The organism is Corynebacterium sp. KPL1995, assembly GCF_000477935.1.
Lineage (GTDB): Bacteria > Actinomycetota > Actinomycetes > Mycobacteriales > Mycobacteriaceae > Corynebacterium > Corynebacterium pseudodiphtheriticum.
In genome coordinates this window covers 937,078-952,970 of record NZ_KI515715.1, presented here as the reverse complement: position 1 = coordinate 952,970, position 15,893 = coordinate 937,078, and the positions used below count along the sequence as shown (strand labels likewise).

Genomic DNA, 15,893 nt, shown 5'->3' with positions numbered 1-15,893 from the left:
ATATCAGGGGTAATGAGAACTGAACCCCAGCTACCAGTCATTAATCCGGTCCTGGGTGTGAAGTATATCAGGGGTAATGAGAACTGAACCCCAGCGGAAATTGTTTCTCATACCGCAGGTCGCGGCATGTCAAGGTTGTAAATCCCGCTCATCACGAAAATTTTAAAAATACAATTCGGCCCCGCTTCAAAACCCAAAAGTCAGATCTACCGACTATTTACATCTAAAACTTCTTGAATGCACCACTAGTGAGTTTCTTTCACTTCTATAACTTCCGCAACTTGTTATAGTCGGTTCACCAACCACTCCCATATTTTCCGGAAGGCACCAGACTTGAAGAAACTCGCCGTAATTTTCGGCTCGTGCACCATCATTGCGAGCTTGCTTTCGTCTCCGATCGAAGCACACGCTAATCCTGCGAGTTCCAGCAATTCGGCGCGCTCTGGCGCCGTAGTGAATCTTGCTTCTTCCGCACCTGCTCTTCCCGGTAGCTCGATTGGGCCACGCTGGGATCAGTTCCAGTTGGGATCACAGATCCTGGAGTTTTTCCATAACTCCACCGACGAGGCCTACCGTGCGTTTTTCGCTTCCTTGCCTAAGGAAGTCCAGCAGCTTTCTTCCACACCGCAGCCACGCAGCAAACCGACCCCACCAAACTTGCAGCCTGGTTATCAACCACCAGCTCCTGTTACTCCAGCCGGTGATTGCTCGAATTGCGTAGCTTTAACTTTCGACGACGGCCCGCAGCCGCCGACCAACCGAATTCTGGATACTCTCGACTCCAAACACGCAAAAGCTACGTTTTTCGTGCAGACCCCGATGGTGCATGCCTTGCCAGATACGGCGCGTCGCATCGTCAATTCGGGCCACACCATCGGCAATCATGGAACAACGCACGTGAACTTCGCCCTGAGCAGCCCAACTCGTGTGCATACTGAGATTTCTCAAAACACCAAGGCCGTGCAGGCAGTCACCGGTGCGACACCACGCTGGTTGCGCCCGCCGTACGGCGCTCACAATGACAACGTCGTGCAGGCAGCCCGTGCGCACGGGATGGGGGTCGCGCTGTGGGATGTCATCGTTTTCGACTGGCGCGATCGTGACGCCAACACAGTCTGCGAACGCACGGTCAACCAAGCCAACGGCGGTGAGGTCGTGCTGCTGCACGATATTCACAACACCACCGCTGACGCGACCACGTGCATCATCGACGGGCTGCGCGCCAAAGGCCTAGAACCAGTGACTTTGGATCGCCTGCACGGCTCGCCGGAACCTGGACGGGTCTACGGTACCCGCTAGGGCTACGCATCGCGTTGAGCCGCGTTATTCAACCGCTTCACAAACTGCTGTGGCCGGTCCACCGTCACGCGGTAGGTTTTGCCATCTTTCATCTCCAGCGCCAAGTTGGCCGCGCCCGCGTGCATAGACAATGCACCTCCGATGAAGTGCACGCCGAAGGTATTACGTTCCAATGGCAAAGGGTCCCGTGGGATAGCAGCTTCCTTGATATCTGCAAGATTGCAGGTTTTTACAGGGACCCACAAAACTTTGATTTTTAGAGTCTGCTGCTCCTGGTCCAACTGAGTATCGATGTGAAACAACACGACGATTGCCGGCACGATGACCAAGAGAAACGCCACCCAACTCATCATGAGCAAAAACCAGATGGTGATAGCTACTGTCACTGCGATCCAAACCCAGCGAGCAGCATTGTATCCAAAAACTTGTGAATGTAGACGAGATTGTTGATTCGCCATAGGGGATTACACCTCCGGGGTTAAAGCGTCACATAAACCTAGAGTACCCAGATACTCGCGAAAGCTTTTGGGATTCTACATTTCTCGGCGCCCCCATTTATGATGTCTCCAAAGCTCATCGGCTCGCACTCCACGTAGCCGCGAGATCTCCCCCACTCGACTTATCCTTTTGGAGCCAGCCCATGTCATCCTCGTTATTCCAGCGCGCAGCTGCCCTTGCTCTGACTGCGGCATTCAGCCTGCCTGCAGCCGCTGCTGTCTCGTCTGCCGTGGCCACCCCACAAGCACACGCGCAACAGTTTTCCAGCGAAACCAGCTCCCGGATCGCTTTCGATGGTTCTTCCGCGCCAATGGCGGAATGGTCCAAAGACCCAGCTGTGCAGGGACATGTGCTAAATGTTCTTCAATTTTTCCAGAACCACACCCCTTGGCATCAACTGCCGATGTGGAACCTATGGGGCGAGCAAACCCCCTACACCATCGACAAGGAGCAGGATTTTGCACAGCCGCGCCTGATCCACCGCGAAGCAGACGAGCGTTTCGACGTCGAACGTCTCTACGTGGAGTCCCCGGCAATGCGCCGCGTCGTCCAGGTGCAAGTGCAGTACCCGAAGGACCGCAACGCAGCCGCACCGATGTTGTATCTTCTCGACGGCGTGTCAGCCCCGCGTCAGTCCGGATGGCTGCGAAAAGGCGACGTGCAAGGAACCATGGCGAATGAACACGTCACCACGATCATGCCTGTCGAGGCTGGTGGCACCAACTACACGGATTGGAACGCCACCGACCCGTATTTGGGCCGCGCGAAGTGGGAAACTTTCCTGACCCAGGAACTGCCTGGCGTCATGGAACAACAAACCGGTATCCCTTTTAACGGTGAGCGCTATATCGGCGGCTTGTCCATGGGCGGTTCGGCTGCCGTCCGTCTGGCCAATCTGTACCCACAGCTGTATTCCGGTACTTTCTCGGTTTCGGGCTGCTATTCGTCGATCAGCACTGCTGGTCGTGCTTATTTCGACCTGGCAGCGCTTGTCATGGGTGGCAACCCAGAGCTGATGTGGGGCCCGGGCAACACCCCGGAGCGCCTGCGTAGCGACGTCGTCTCGGACCCAAAGGGTATCGCCAGCATGCCGGTTTATATCTATTCCGCCAATGGCTACGCCACTGAACATGATATTGAGCTGGCCCGCCCCGAGGGCATTCCGACGTTCTTCGGCAATATCACGCTGGAAAAACTCACGAACCAATGCACCGCGGAATTGGAGCACTCATTGCAGGAAAAGGGCCTGATGCACGAGCGCATTGAGTTCGACCACGCACCAACCGGCATCCACGACTGGCCGTATTACAAGCAACAGCTCCCCGTGGCCTGGGCCAGCGTAACCCAAGGCAAATACACCTACCCGACCCCGGGAGAATAGTAACAACCCTGCTAGACGCGTGAGCTGCAGTTAGACTAGGCGGGCATGAAACTTTCACGTACTTTCACTGCCCTGGCCGCGACCTCCATGCTTACCGTGGCAGCATGCTCGAACGCCGCGGACAGCGCCGATGAGACTGTTAATAGCGCTAGTGAGCAAGCCTCGAGCACGGTTAAATCCGCTACTGACGCCGCAGGCAGCATGGCCGACAAGGCGAAAGACGATGCAAAAGATGCTGCTTCAGACACAGCCGACCAGAAATACCCGGACATTCTGGAAGCCGAATTATCCGGTTCCGATGGCGAATACCGCATCTCCGTGACGGTGTCCTCGCCCTATGATTCCCCGGAGCGCTACGCCGACGGCTGGCGCGTGCTCGACGAAGACGGCACCGTGTTAGCCGAACACGAACTCGGCCACGACCACGCCAACGAGCAGCCATTTACTCGCTCCCGCGGCCCCTTCGAGATCCCGGACAACGTCAACGAGGTCACCGTCGAAGGCCACGACCAAGAACACGGCTACGGCGGCAAAACCGTCACCATCGAAGTCCCGCGCTAGCCCGTTTCGCGCAGTCTTTCGCCACGATGGTGGCTAGATTTCCAGCCCGATCCACAGCGGTTCGGGCTCAAGCTGTACCCCAAATTTTTCCTGCACCCCGGCGCGCACATCACGGGCTAGCTTGACGACGTCCGCAGCCCGCGCCGCGCCCCGGTTGGTCAGGGCCAGGGTGTGCTTCGTCGACAAGCGCGCTGGGGCATCCGCACCCGGGTAGCCTTTGGCAAAACCGGCGCGATCAATCAGCCAGGCGGCAGACAGCTTCACCAGTGCTTCTGCGGCTCCATTTCCAGCCCCACCGGAAGCCCCTGCGGCACCACCGGAAACCTCAGTGCCAGACCCCTCAGTGTCGGAAACCTCAGTGCCAGAACCCCCAGTATCAGACCCCTCAGTGGCCATACTGCCTGCAGCCACCGGGAAACGGGGCATGCCCGCTGCTTCGTCGGCACCCAGCTCAGCGGCAACCACCTGGGTGATCTCGTCGGCAAGCGTCTCCGGCACTACTGGGTTGGTAAAAAACGAACCCGCCGACCACGTGTCATGATCTGCTGGATCATGCACCATTCCCTTGGAACGACGCAGGCCCAGCACCTCCTCACGCACCTCCGCTGGATCGCGACGCTGGCCCGGCTCGCCCGCCAGCTGGCCAAAACGCAACGGCGCTGACAAACCATCAGTGCGCAGCTGGAACTCCACGGCCAACACCACCCCGCGCGAGGTGAATTTCAAATTGGAATAGCGATACGCCAAATCCAGCGCACTGGCAGGCACCCATTCGACGGTACCGGTCGCACGATCTAACAACTGCACACGAGTGAGTACATCCGCGATCTCCGCGCCATAGGCGCCGACGTTTTGCACCGGGGTGGCACCGGCAGAACCCGGAATGCCCGATAAGCACTCCAAGCCACCAAGCCCCGCATCGATGCTGGCAGCGACGACCTCATCCCAGATAGCGCCCGCGCCCGCGCGCAACACACCGGTGCTGGCGTCGATCTCCAGGTGGTCATCGCCCATAATTACCGCAACCACATCCAGCGGCTCGTCGGTCACCAGCAAATTGGATCCACCACCGACAATCAGCAGCTCCACCCCGGCAGCATCCAGGGCGCGAACCACCGCCGCGGCGGCCTCACCAGTCGCGGCTCGCACGGCAGCCCGCGGGGCACCACCCAGGTGAAACGTCGTCAATTGAGAAAATTCCACGCCATCGAGGCGTTCGAGCACTCCGGCGTCGGCAAGCGTTTGCAACTCCGGGGTATCCAAGGCCGTATTTGCTTGAGTCATAAAATCATTCATCACTATCACAGGGTAGTCTGTAGGGCATGTCTACCCGTAGCGAAAACACAGTGACCATCAATCACTCCGCCGAAAAAGTCCACCAGGCGTTGACCAACGAGAAGTACTGGGCTTATATCGCCGAAAACCTTTCGCCAGAACCAGGCGAGCTCAACGAGTTCTCCAACAACGAAGCCACCCTGTTCGAGCTGCTTCCCGTCACCATCCTGCCGGAGGCCGTACGCGCTATGGTCTCGCAGTCGCTGAAGGTTAAGCGCACCGTCAAAGTTGGCGCGCTTGCCGACGACAAAGCAGAACTTTCCTACAACGCCGACGTCAAAGGCACCCCGGTCGATTTCAAAGGCACCGTTCAGCTAGCAGGCCAAGGTGAAACCACCACCCTGAGCTACACCAACGACGTTTCCGTCAACATCCCAATGATGGGTGCCGCTATCGAGCCCAAGGTTGGCGAAGCACTAGAAGAGCTCTTCGACAACGAAGGCCAGCTGACCGAAAAGTGGATTAACGAAAACCTCTAATCCCGGCCGTCTCACGCTAGACTGTGCCTATGCCTTCTAGCTCTCAAGCCCCAGTCAGCTCTAAAGCACAAGCATCCGCCGCAACTGCCTGGAAAATCATCGTCGCCGTCTTGGTGGCGGTACTGATCCTGGTGTTGTTGGCGGAATTTGGCGCGCGTTATTTCATTGGTCAACAACTGCGCGCGAGCTTCCGTGAAGACATCGAGGCCCAAGGCATTGAGATGACCGAAGACCCAGAAGTCTCCTTCGGTTCCAGCCCAGTGTTGTTCGGCCTGGTCGGTGGGAAGCTCAGCGAAGTCAACATCGATACCCCATCCACGCTGCAGCAGGATGCCGAGGGCAACTACAAGGGAATGCCCGCCTCACACGTACACATGGAATCCATGGCGCTTGAATCTGGGGAAGCAGAATTCCTGCGCACCCGCTCGGAGCTTCCCGACGAGTACCTCACTCACACCATCCAAGAGGGGCTGCGGGAACAACTCGGTGGCGCCGCATTTTTGGGTGAGCTCGTGGTCTCAGACATCTCAACGGATCACGAAGCCGGTACCATCACCGTGAAGTTTCTGTCCGGCGCTGCGAATCTGACGCTGCGCCCACTGGTGGGGGACAACGGAAATGTCTCTTTCGATGCTTCTGAAGCAAAAATCCTGGGCTTTTCACTCCCGGAGGGCGCCGCTGACGGTATCGCGAATTCCTTGAACCAAAACCTGCGCGAGGCTACCGGTGGGCAGTTGGATATCACTGCAATTGAATTCAATGACCACGGTTTGGTAATCACCTTGGAGGGTCGCAACGTGAATCCTTCGGATATGAGCAAAGAGCTTAACGCAACGCCGGGGGCCAATCCTGGTGGTTCGGGCAAGGACGCTGAACAGGATGCCGGAGCAAATTCGACGGCACCAGTCCGTAAAAGTTAGGTAGATGCACTGTTAACCTAGCTTTGGCTAGCTAAGAGTTTTTATTTTTACGAGTAGCCCCAACGGGTACAGGAATTACCGCCAAGATTTGCTTGGCGGTTTCTGTTTTTTCCAAGGCCTTTTTGTTGGCTGCAAGGTCTGCGGATTCCGCAACCAGCCACTCCACTAATGAAGAATCAGCAGCCGGGGATTCAGCTAGCTTTGTACCCGCTCCCATGTCCAAAACTATTGGAATGCGATCAGGCAACTGCTGCGCCGTTGTCCATTGTGCCGGGTACTTCGTTTGGGAAGTTACTACGAGTTGATCCACCTTCGCGAAATCACAAGTAGATACCAATTCGCCACGCCGGGTTTCCGGCTTCCACGTTTCCTCCCCTGCCAGCTGCCCCGACTGCTGCTCTAACAGCTGCCCCGACTGCTGTCCCGCTGCTGATGCAGACTGCTGCTTTGGCGCTGATGCAGACTGCTGCTCTGGCGCGGAATAATCCGGCACCACCACGCCGAGTTGTGCCGGGGCGGGTACGGCTTCCCGAAGGCTAATCATGTCGCTGAGAAGGGCATTAGCGTCAGTATTACTCGTGTCCACACAAGCCCAGACACGATGCGCTCCTTGCGAAACCGCCAGCCGCGCCTCAGATGCTTTTACCAAAATATGGTGGCGCCCCGTCGGGAAACCAACTGCCGTGATGATCGTTAACACGGAGGATTCATCCGCATCGTCGTCGTAATGATCTCCACCGTGTTGCCGCACGTATCTGTCCAGCGTTTTTGCCGCTGTCGCTACGTGATTCGGGCTCACAACAACCGCCCCAACCCCTGCAGCAATAGCGGCGGCCACACCATTGCGCACTTCAGCTAAGCCGACGTGCGGGGCGCGAAAATCCCACGCAAGAAACTGATGTAACCAGTTTTCTTCCATCTTTTAGTTCCACATCATCTGCTGCTATAGGGCGAAGCGCACAGGCCTAATCCCAGCGATATTCGCCGTTGATCAAGGCTTTGAGCGAAGGGCGAACGTCAAACCAGTAAATACCGATAACCACCATGCCGACCCACGGCAAAATCGGAATCGGCATCGGCACGATAAATGCGGAGGCAGCCAACATCGCAACCCACACCATCTTTGATTGGCGGGAATCCGCATCAAAGGCGTCGTCACGGGTCATAGCCGCCGAAATAGCGCCAGCCAAACCGGCAATGGCCACCAGAGAATAAAGCCCCTGTTGCAGCCAAAACAAGCCGTACAAGAGATTAGACTGCCAAGGCTCTAACGAAGGCCCACTAGGTGGCAGTTGTGCCAAGTGCTGGGTCTGTTCAGCAGCGAAATTGGCTTGCGATAATACGTCAACAATCATGTGGTGTCGGGGTCCCTCGGAATACGATTAGTCTAACTAGCGAAAATTATCACACGCACGCGCATTCGCGCGAGATACTGGCGGGCGCCATCAGCCGGCGCCGGGGAGCCGGTTTAGTCCGGCTTGTGGCCGTCGATATCAACAACTTCGCCCTCAATAATATGTGGCTGCCTGTTTTTCGCGGCAGCATCAGCATCTTTCCCCCGCCTAGGAAACTTGCGCAGTCTTGCTTTGGCCTCGCTTACTGCTTCACTATGGCGGGTTTTCGCGACGGCATCGCGTAACTCAGAACCGAATTCGCTGCCCAAGTATTTACCACGCTTCCACAGCTTCGAACCGGTTTCTTTCAAATCGTCGAAACTATCAATGCCGCGGAAATCCTGCGCGGTTTGGCGCGCTGCGTTTTTCGCTGTGCCAATGGCATCACGATCGTGATAGTTCTGAGCGGCATTTTCCGCAAATTCGCCAGCTACAGAACGCAAAGAGGAACCAGTCTGCTTGAGCGAATCTACAATGTCGTCTGCCGAAAATCGCTTGCGCTTATCAGTCATAGTGGTACTCCATCTGTCCTCTGGGGGTCGTGCCTAGTGGGGTTGACATGGTGGGGTTGACATGGTGGGCGCTCACCCCGGTTGTGTTTTTTGTTTAAGCGCCAAACAGTAGCTGATTGACAGTGTAGATAACCAAGCCAGCCAGCGCACCAACAACGGTGCCGTTAAGCCGAATAAACTGCAGATCTTTACCCACCATAAGCTCAATTTTCTCGCTGGCTTCATCAGCATCCCAGCGCGCGATTGTCTCAGAAATGAGTCCTGTGACTTCCGAAGAGTAGTTATTCGCCAAAAACTCCACTGCAGAGTTGATTCTCCGGTCCAACGAACCACGCAGTTCAGCATCGGCACGGATATTTTCTCCCCAGCGCACGCACAGTTCCACGATCTTCTGGCGCAGCGTCGACTCTGGATCTTCGGCAGCGCTCAGCAAACCTGTTGAAGCCTTATCCCACAACATTTCCGGTAATGTCTTCACCGCGCGTGAACCGCGGATCTCTGCCTTCCATTCTTCTACCCGGCTAATCATCGTGGCATCAAACTGTAGGTCATACGACAGTTGGCGTAGCCCTTTGCGAATGGATTTCCGTGCAGGATGTTGCGGGTCGGCCTCCACTTCCCTGATAAACGACGCCATCTCGCGGAAAACTTTCTCTCCCACCAATTGCCGAGCAAAACGCGGAGCCCAAGTCGGCATGCGATCGTTGATCAAGGTGACAATCGACTCCTCCGAATCGTCAATCTTGCTCTTCGCCCAGGTCACAACTTCGTCAACAACTGGTTCTAACTTGCCTTCATCGATCAAGGCGTCGAGCGTACGTCCTAGTGGCGGGCCCCATATCGGTTCGGCAGCCTTATCGATCAAGTGCCGCTGGATAAGTTCTTCGGCTTCTTGCGCGTCGATGGCTCGCACAATATTCGTGGTCAGCTTGCCCACTTCCCGGGAGACTTTCTCAGCGTTTTCGCGTTCGCTTAGCCACGCCCCCAACCATTCCGGCAATTTGGCTGCACGCACCTTGGAAGTGATTAATTCAGCATTGAGAAAATTATCGCCAACAAATTGCGACAGCGAATCACCTAACTGGTCCTTCTTTTTGCGAATCAATGCCGTGTGCGGGATCGGTAGGCCCATCGGGTGCCGGAACAAAGCGGTCACTGCAAACCAGTCCGCCAAGCCACCGACCATGCCGGCCTCTGCGGCGGCGCGCACATAACCAACCCACCCTGGGGTATCGCCCGGCTGGCTTTGCCACCAGGAACAGCCCAGAAATATCACAGCAGCCAGCACCAATAGGCTGGTAACGAATATCTTGTGCTTGCGTAGTTCAAGAGCACGTTGCTGGTCTGTGGGTGCAGCATTGTTAGCAGCTGCGTGGTTTACCGAAGAGCTGTTTGCAAAAGCGTTTTTGCCAGCCGTGCTTTTCGCGGCCGTGCGTTTAGCGGCGATGCTGTGTTTCGGGGGATTCATATTCTGCGTGGTCTCCGCTCGGATTCTTGAGGGCGTTGTCTCGAACTACGAAAAGCCCCGCCCTGCCTAGACGCGGTAGGCATCTAGCAGGTACGGGGCGAGGCTGGCAGGAAAGGCGCGTTAGGAGGTGCGGCCGGTTTCCTTCACATATTGACGGTAATACCGGCGACCAAAGTGGATCGAACCAAAACCACCGACCAAAGTAACAACAACACCAATGGCGCCAATGATGGTCAAAATAGTGGAGTAATTAGCTGCGGTACCGGCATCCCAAATACCCGTGCTGATGCCCCAAATCAGGGTGCCAGCGAATGGGAAGAAGCCGAGAAGAAGGCCCATGCCAATCCAAGTCGAATTACGCAACAGCGACGAGTGCGGCGCGCCCAAGGAAACTGGGTTGTAGCCCTCGATGTAGCTGTGGTGTAGTTCCTGCGAATAGCTTGGGTAGGTCTCCGCAGCGAAGTCCGCTACTTGTTCATTGGTGCTCATGGGGTGCCAAAGCCTTTCTTCTGTATCACTAGTGACAACTCTAGTCTAGATTTGCTGCCAGCAAAAGTGGTGCCGAACCGTGTGTGAACAAGCAAAATAGCTGTGCATAACACGCTGCGCCGGCACTTTTAATTCGTCTTAGTCGTCCTTCGAGCGGAACGCCGCACGGGCACGCTCACGGGTAACTGCGGAAACCGCGGTCAGCGGGATACCAGCTGGGCAAACATCGGCACATTCTCCGTATAGCGAACAACCACCGAAGTTCCGCTCCAGCTCGTCCACCATGTTACGGGCGCGCTTGCCACGTTCCTTAGCTCCGAGTGGCGACATTGACAGGTGCACCAGCTTGGCGCCGGTGAACAAGTGTGCAGCACCATTCGGGCAAGCGGCCACACAAGCACCGCAGCCGATGCAGGCTGCATGATCCAGTGCCAATTCGTTGTCCTGGGAGTTTTGCAGCAAGGTATCGGCATCTGGTGCGGTACCGGCATCCATGGAAACGTAGCCACCCTGGTGCATGATGTCGTCCAAAGCGGAACGGTCTACAACCATGTCCTTGATGACGGGGAAGGCTGCGGAGCGAAGTGGCTCCAAGCGCAAGGTGTCGCCGTCATTGAATTGGAACAAACGCTGCTGGCATGCCGGGGTGTTCTGGCCTGGCCCGTGTGGGCGACCGTTGATTAGCAAACCACAGGTTCCACAGATACCTTCACGGCAGTCCGATGCGAATGCAAATGGTTCTTTGTTGTCTTCGATACGTCCGGTGTTGACGTGGTCCAACAGCTCCAGGATGGACATCTGCTCGACGGCGTCGTCGACCTGGACGGTCTCGAAGCTGCCTTCTTGCGTAGGTCCGGCCTGACGCCAGACTTCAAGTGTCAATTTCATTACTTGTAGTTCCTTGTCATCAGCGGGATCGAGTCGAAGTACAGCGGGTCAGCGTGGCGGATGAACTTCTCTGGGCCATTTGGCTGCCATGCGGATACGAAGCACCAGTTTTCGTCGTCACGCTCTGCCTCACCGTCTTCGGAAAGGTGATCGTCGCGGTAGTGAGCTCCAGCGGACTCGTTGCGATCCAGTGCGTCGACGCACATCAGCTCACCGAGGTCAAGGTAGTCGGCTACACGCTGTGCGTATTCGAGATCCTGGTTCATGTCATGCAACTGGCCAGTCACACGAACATTCGCCCAGAAATCGCGACGGATTTCACGGATCTTTTCGATGGAGGTCTTGAGGTCGTCGACGTTACGCGAAACACCACAACCCCAGTACAGAATCTCGCCGAGCTGGCGGTGGTAGTGCTCCGCACCGTGTGGATTTTCGCCTCGAATATTCATCAGGCGGTTTAAGCGATCCTTGACCTCTTCGACGACTTCCTGAGCCTCTGCAGAATCCTCTGCCAGCTTCTCTTCGCCAAGGTGCTCAGCCAGATAGTTCGGAATCGTGAACGGTAAGGTAAACCAGCCGTCAACCGATGCCGACAACAGCGAGTTCGCTCCCAGACGGTTAGCGCCGTGGTAGGTCCACGAAGCTTCGCCCGCAGCGAACAACCCGTCGATCGAAGTCATTTCATTGAAGTCGGTCCACAAACCGCCCATGGTGAAGTGGCAAGTCGGTGCAATGCGCATCGGAGTCTCGTATGGGTCCTCACCAATCGACTCTTCGTACATCTGGAAGAGGTTGGAGTAGCGCGAACGCACGGTTTCCTTACCCAGACGCTCAATAGCATCGCGGAAATCCAGGTAGCAGGAGTTCTGCATAGGACCTACGCCTAGGCCGGCGTTGATCTGCTGCGACAGTGCACGGGAAGCCACGTCACGCGGAACCAAGTTGCCGAAGGCTGGGTAACGACGCTCCAAGAAGTAGTCGCGCTCGTCCTCTGGAATGGAGTTCGGGTCGCGGTCGTCGCCTTCTTTCTTTGGCGACCAAATACGACCGTCATTACGCAACGATTCCGACATCAGTGTCGTCTTCGACTGCCAGGTGGAGTTGACCGGCAGGCCAGTTGGGTGGAATTGAATATAAGCAGGTGATGCCAAGTAAGCGCCACGCTCATACGCACGCATCATGGCGCCTGCGTTTGAGTTCTTAGCCAGCGTCGACATGTGGTAGACGTTGCCGTAACCACCGGTTGCGATGACGGTCGCGTGACCGGTAAAGGCCTTAATCTCACCGTCAATCAGGTTGCGGGTGACGATGCCATCGCAGTGTTTCACACCATCAACTTCGCGGACGATGATGTCCTGCATGTCATGGTGTGCAAACATTTCTACGTTGCCCAGGCCGATCTGCCGGTAGAGAGCCGAGGTGGTCGACAGCTGCAGCTGCTGACCAGTTTGTCCACGGGTGTAGTAGGTTCGGGAAACCTGCACACCACCGAAGGAACGGGTGGCCAGGGTTCCGCCATATTCACGGGCAAACGGCGCACCGATGGCGTTCATGTGGTCGATAACGCGACCGGACTCCAGCGCCAAGCGCCAACAGTCAGATTCACGGCAACGGTAGTCGCCGCCCTTAACCGTGTCTTTCACGTGCCGGTAAGCGGAGTCATTGTCGACCTTCTTACCACGAGCAGAGTTCACACCACCCTGTGCTGCAATGGAGTGCGCACGACGAGGTGAATCGTGGTAAGAGAAAACCTTCACGTCATAGCCCAGCTCACCGAGAGCTGCGGCAGCTGCACCACCGGATAGGCCGGTGCCGACGATGATGACTGTGAATTTGCGGCGGTTCAGTGGAGAAACCAAGTTCATGTGGTCTTTGTGGTAATTCCACATGTCCCGCATGGGAACGCCTTTTGGTTCCGCGTTTTCCAGGATGTCGCCCGGAGTGACCCCATCGACAATAGAGTCTGGCTGGCGGAACTCTTTACGAGTCGAAGTATCTGTGTTGCTCATAATCTATCTTTCCGATCTGGCTAGAACTTTAGCGGCGCGTGAACTATGTCAGCGCTTGGTGAGGTTCTAGCTCACCCAACCAAACAGGACGGACAAAGGCATGACGATGTTGCCGATGACAACCACTGCTGGGATGACATAAGCAATCACGACGAAAGTCTGACGCCACTTATGGCCAGTGATGCCCAAGTCCGAGACGGCCAAGCGAATACCGTGAGACATGTGCAGGAACAGCAAGCACATGGCAACCACGTAGAAGATGGTGACTGGCCAACGGCTGAAGGTAGCCACCATGTTGGCGTGAACTTCACCGTGCACGAACTGTTCGGTCGCCGCTGGTGCAACTCCCAAAGTCAGGTCCAGCAAGTGGAAGCAGACGAACAGCAGAAGGAACAGGCCAGTGACCAGCATGGTGCGGGTAGCGAAGGAATCTACGCCGCCCATCAGGTTGGTGCGGTTGAACTTACCGCGGGATTGCTTTGCGCGGCTGATCAGGGCAAACGCACCCCAAACGTGCAGAATCAGCGCAGCCAACAAGACGAGACGGAAGCCCCACAGGAAAGCTTCTTCCGGCAGCAATGGCGAACCAAGGCTACGAAGGAACTCACCGTATTCATCTAGCGCCGGTACACCATCATGTGCTGGAGCGTAGAGCTTCAAGTTTCCAGCCATATGTCCGAGCGTGAACAGCACAAACAACAGGCCAGTGATCGCCATAATCAGCTTAATGGCCCAAGTTGGCACTGCTGGCGATTCACGAATTTTTTCGTTCGAGATTTTTCCGTGAGCGATTGCCTCACGATCAGGATTCTTTATTGTCATGGCACCTCCATTGTCGCTTTAACCATACGGTGATCGGGGGTGTTGACGCGAACCAAAATACCGTGCTGGGTGCGTTTTTAGCCTACTTCGGTCACGTTTTCGGGGGTGCTTTATGTGAGGCTTGGCTTAAACGACAACAACAATATCGCTACTGCCACGACCCTTAGCTGCAAGCCAACCTGAGCCCATCACTCAACCGCAAGATATGTGACTTTACGCACAGCAATTTTTTAGCTAGCCAGCATTCACCCATACTGCGTCAAACTTTCGGACAGTACCCCATAAGAAAACGACCACCCTACCGTCAACAAAAACGGTAGAGCGGCCGTAAAACTTTCTTTAAGCGACAGGCTCTAGAGGTTAATCATGTGGCCATCAGCAACGCCGTGCGCGGTTTCTTTCATACCCTCGGACAACGTTGGGTGCGTGTGCACGTTGCGCGCAATTTCGCCCGCGGTCAGGTCGAAGCGCTGCGCAAGAGTCAATTGCGGCAGTAGCTCGGAAACATTGGAACCAACCAAGTGGGCGCCGAGAAGCTCGCCAAATTCGCCGTCAGCGATGAGCTTAGTGAAACCTGCAGACTCATTTAGGCCAAGCGCTTTACCGTTTGCAGAGAACGGGAAGGTGGCAACCTTAATGTCGCGATCCGGCCACTTCTCCTTCGCTGCTTCTTCGGTGTAACCGAAGGAAGCGACCTGTGGGTTACAGAAAGTTGCACGTGGCATCATCTGGTAATCGCCCAATTCCTGGGTTTCCACTCCGCCGATGGTCTCGGCAGCAACTACACCCTGCGCTTCAGCAACGTGAGCCAACTGCAGCTTCGCAGTAACATCGCCAATGGCGTAAATACCGTCCACGTTGGTACGCATACGCTCGTCGATTGCAATAGCGCCTCGCTCGGTCAGTTCCACACCGGTGTTTTCCAGGCCATAGCCCTCCACCCGTGGGGCAAAACCAACCGCAACCAGGCAGCGATCAACGGTCAGCGTGTCTTGCTTCTTGCCATCCTTAGACTCCACCTCAACGGTGACGTTATCGCCGTTGTCTTTCACAGAGGTGGTCTTATAGCTGGTCAGCAGCTTCACGCCAAGCTTCTTGTACTGTTTAACAATCTCCTTGGATACATCCGCATCTTCGTTTGGAAGTACCCGGTCCATAAATTCAACGACGGTGACGTCCACGCCGTAGTTTGCCAAAACATAAGCAAATTCCATGCCGATGGCACCAGCACCCACAATTACAATGGATTCTGGCGCATTTTCATCCAGGATTTGCTCTTCATAAGAGACAATATTTCCACCCAGCTCAATGCCAGGAAGAGTCTTAACGACGGAACCAGTCGCGATGATGCAGTCGTCGAAGGTCAGGGTTTTACCCTCATCGTCGCCTTCTTTCACTTCGATGGTCTTGGCATCTTTGAAATGACCCAGGCCATTGATTTCCTGAATCTTGTTTTTCTTCATCAAATAGTGGATGCCACCGACGATCTTTTTCGAGACTTTGCGCGAACGCTTGTGCGCAGTCGGGAAGTCGAAAGAAACGTCACCGGAGATGCCGAAGTCTTTGGCCTCATGGTTGAAAGTGTGGGCAACCTCAGCGTTTTTCAGCAGCGCCTTCGAAGGGATACAACCAACATTGAGGCAGACTCCGCCCCAGTATTGCTTTTCGACGACAGCAACTTTCTTGCCTAGCTGGGCAGCGCGGATGGCGGCAACGTATCCACCTGGTCCGGCGCCGAGTACAACGAGATCATAATGTTCTTTAGTCACGGTCTCCAGCATACGTAATCCCTGCAGACATGTGAAAGCACCCGCGGGAAGAAATTCCGAGAGTCTACC

Annotated in this window: 16 protein-coding genes; 5 read left to right on the top strand and 11 right to left on the bottom strand. The window is 55.8% G+C overall.

Going from position 1 to position 15,893, the window contains the following annotated elements; genetic code table 11:
- Positions 1 to 333: 333 nt before the first annotated feature.
- Entirely contained in the window at positions 334 to 1,299 is a 966-nt protein-coding gene (locus tag HMPREF1292_RS04220; protein WP_023018880.1) for a polysaccharide deacetylase family protein, read from the top strand.
- 2 nt (positions 1,300 to 1,301) lie between these two features.
- Here the strand turns inward: HMPREF1292_RS04220 and HMPREF1292_RS04215 are convergent, their stop codons facing one another.
- Complete coding sequence (locus HMPREF1292_RS04215; protein ID WP_023018879.1) at positions 1,302 to 1,757, bottom strand: hypothetical protein; 456 nt, start codon at positions 1,755 to 1,757, stop codon at positions 1,302 to 1,304.
- Between the two features lie 182 nt (positions 1,758 to 1,939).
- Between HMPREF1292_RS04215 and HMPREF1292_RS04210 the strand changes: the two genes are divergently transcribed.
- Together HMPREF1292_RS04210 and HMPREF1292_RS04205 are read left to right on the top strand one after the other, a co-directional pair.
- Complete coding sequence (locus HMPREF1292_RS04210) at positions 1,940 to 3,178, top strand: alpha/beta hydrolase family protein (protein ID WP_023018878.1); 1,239 nt, start codon at positions 1,940 to 1,942, stop codon at positions 3,176 to 3,178.
- A 45-nt stretch (positions 3,179 to 3,223) separates the two neighbouring features.
- Positions 3,224 to 3,739 (top strand): hypothetical protein, encoded by a 516-nt coding sequence (locus tag HMPREF1292_RS04205; protein ID WP_023018877.1) that lies wholly within the window; start codon positions 3,224 to 3,226, stop codon positions 3,737 to 3,739.
- 33 nt (positions 3,740 to 3,772) lie between these two features.
- On the opposite strand, the gene HMPREF1292_RS04200 is transcribed toward HMPREF1292_RS04205, so the two are convergent.
- Positions 3,773 to 5,023 (bottom strand): UDP-N-acetylmuramate dehydrogenase, encoded by a 1,251-nt coding sequence (locus HMPREF1292_RS04200; RefSeq protein WP_023018876.1) that lies wholly within the window; start codon positions 5,021 to 5,023, stop codon positions 3,773 to 3,775.
- Positions 5,024 to 5,061: 38 nt separating this feature from the next.
- On the opposite strand from HMPREF1292_RS04200, the gene HMPREF1292_RS04195 reads away from it, so the two are divergent.
- Positions 5,062 to 5,553 (top strand): DUF2505 domain-containing protein, encoded by a 492-nt coding sequence (locus tag HMPREF1292_RS04195; protein WP_023018875.1) that lies wholly within the window; start codon positions 5,062 to 5,064, stop codon positions 5,551 to 5,553.
- Positions 5,554 to 5,582: 29 nt separating this feature from the next.
- Positions 5,583 to 6,473 (top strand): DUF2993 domain-containing protein, encoded by an 891-nt coding sequence (locus tag HMPREF1292_RS04190; RefSeq protein WP_023018874.1) that lies wholly within the window; start codon positions 5,583 to 5,585, stop codon positions 6,471 to 6,473.
- 31 nt (positions 6,474 to 6,504) lie between these two features.
- On the opposite strand, the gene HMPREF1292_RS10425 is transcribed toward HMPREF1292_RS04190, so the two are convergent.
- From HMPREF1292_RS10425 to lpdA, 9 genes are all read right to left on the bottom strand, one after another.
- Positions 6,505 to 7,392 (bottom strand): hypothetical protein, encoded by an 888-nt coding sequence (locus HMPREF1292_RS10425; RefSeq protein ID WP_023018873.1) that lies wholly within the window; start codon positions 7,390 to 7,392, stop codon positions 6,505 to 6,507.
- A gap of 46 nt (positions 7,393 to 7,438) precedes the next feature.
- Complete coding sequence (locus HMPREF1292_RS04180; protein WP_023018872.1) at positions 7,439 to 7,828, bottom strand: DUF2516 family protein; 390 nt, start codon at positions 7,826 to 7,828, stop codon at positions 7,439 to 7,441.
- 113 nt (positions 7,829 to 7,941) lie between these two features.
- Positions 7,942 to 8,379 (bottom strand): hypothetical protein, encoded by a 438-nt coding sequence (locus HMPREF1292_RS04175; RefSeq protein ID WP_021352827.1) that lies wholly within the window; start codon positions 8,377 to 8,379, stop codon positions 7,942 to 7,944.
- Between the two features lie 94 nt (positions 8,380 to 8,473).
- Positions 8,474 to 9,847 (bottom strand): DUF445 domain-containing protein, encoded by a 1,374-nt coding sequence (locus HMPREF1292_RS04170; protein ID WP_023018871.1) that lies wholly within the window; start codon positions 9,845 to 9,847, stop codon positions 8,474 to 8,476.
- Between the two features lie 120 nt (positions 9,848 to 9,967).
- The gene (locus HMPREF1292_RS04165) at positions 9,968 to 10,336 is read right to left on the bottom strand and encodes a hypothetical protein (RefSeq protein ID WP_021352825.1); all 369 of its coding nucleotides are present in this window, start codon (positions 10,334 to 10,336) and stop codon (positions 9,968 to 9,970) included.
- Between the two features lie 138 nt (positions 10,337 to 10,474).
- Positions 10,475 to 11,224: a succinate dehydrogenase/fumarate reductase iron-sulfur subunit gene (locus HMPREF1292_RS04160; protein ID WP_021352824.1), complete on the bottom strand. Its 750-nt coding sequence runs from the start codon at positions 11,222 to 11,224 to the stop codon at positions 10,475 to 10,477.
- Positions 11,224 to 13,233 (bottom strand): fumarate reductase/succinate dehydrogenase flavoprotein subunit, encoded by a 2,010-nt coding sequence (locus HMPREF1292_RS04155; RefSeq protein ID WP_021352823.1) that lies wholly within the window; start codon positions 13,231 to 13,233, stop codon positions 11,224 to 11,226. Before HMPREF1292_RS04155 ends, HMPREF1292_RS04160 begins: the two co-directional genes overlap by 1 nt.
- Before the next feature lie 66 nt (positions 13,234 to 13,299).
- Complete coding sequence (locus HMPREF1292_RS04150) at positions 13,300 to 14,055, bottom strand: succinate dehydrogenase cytochrome b subunit (protein WP_021352822.1); 756 nt, start codon at positions 14,053 to 14,055, stop codon at positions 13,300 to 13,302.
- Between the two features lie 353 nt (positions 14,056 to 14,408).
- Positions 14,409 to 15,836 (bottom strand): dihydrolipoyl dehydrogenase, encoded by a 1,428-nt coding sequence (lpdA, locus tag HMPREF1292_RS04145; RefSeq protein WP_023018870.1) that lies wholly within the window; start codon positions 15,834 to 15,836, stop codon positions 14,409 to 14,411.
- Positions 15,837 to 15,893 lie beyond the last annotated feature (57 nt).

Coding starts and splice junctions, on each gene's coding strand:
- lpdA (WP_023018870.1), bottom strand. CDS start 15,836: ATGCTGGAGACCGTGACTAAAGAACATTATGATCTCGTTGTACTCGGC.
- HMPREF1292_RS04190 (WP_023018874.1), top strand. CDS start 5,583: ATGCCTTCTAGCTCTCAAGCCCCAGTCAGCTCTAAAGCACAAGCATCC.
- HMPREF1292_RS04195 (WP_023018875.1), top strand. CDS start 5,062: ATGTCTACCCGTAGCGAAAACACAGTGACCATCAATCACTCCGCCGAA.
- HMPREF1292_RS04200 (WP_023018876.1), bottom strand. CDS start 5,023: ATGACTCAAGCAAATACGGCCTTGGATACCCCGGAGTTGCAAACGCTT.
- HMPREF1292_RS04170 (WP_023018871.1), bottom strand. CDS start 9,847: ATGAATCCCCCGAAACACAGCATCGCCGCTAAACGCACGGCCGCGAAA.
- HMPREF1292_RS04210 (WP_023018878.1), top strand. CDS start 1,940: ATGTCATCCTCGTTATTCCAGCGCGCAGCTGCCCTTGCTCTGACTGCG.
- HMPREF1292_RS04150 (WP_021352822.1), bottom strand. CDS start 14,055: ATGACAATAAAGAATCCTGATCGTGAGGCAATCGCTCACGGAAAAATC.
- HMPREF1292_RS04155 (WP_021352823.1), bottom strand. CDS start 13,233: ATGAGCAACACAGATACTTCGACTCGTAAAGAGTTCCGCCAGCCAGAC.
- HMPREF1292_RS04205 (WP_023018877.1), top strand. CDS start 3,224: ATGAAACTTTCACGTACTTTCACTGCCCTGGCCGCGACCTCCATGCTT.
- HMPREF1292_RS04165 (WP_021352825.1), bottom strand. CDS start 10,336: ATGAGCACCAATGAACAAGTAGCGGACTTCGCTGCGGAGACCTACCCA.
- HMPREF1292_RS04180 (WP_023018872.1), bottom strand. CDS start 7,828: ATGATTGTTGACGTATTATCGCAAGCCAATTTCGCTGCTGAACAGACC.
- HMPREF1292_RS04215 (WP_023018879.1), bottom strand. CDS start 1,757: ATGGCGAATCAACAATCTCGTCTACATTCACAAGTTTTTGGATACAAT.
- HMPREF1292_RS04175 (WP_021352827.1), bottom strand. CDS start 8,379: ATGACTGATAAGCGCAAGCGATTTTCGGCAGACGACATTGTAGATTCG.
- HMPREF1292_RS10425 (WP_023018873.1), bottom strand. CDS start 7,392: ATGGAAGAAAACTGGTTACATCAGTTTCTTGCGTGGGATTTTCGCGCC.
- HMPREF1292_RS04160 (WP_021352824.1), bottom strand. CDS start 11,224: ATGAAATTGACACTTGAAGTCTGGCGTCAGGCCGGACCTACGCAAGAA.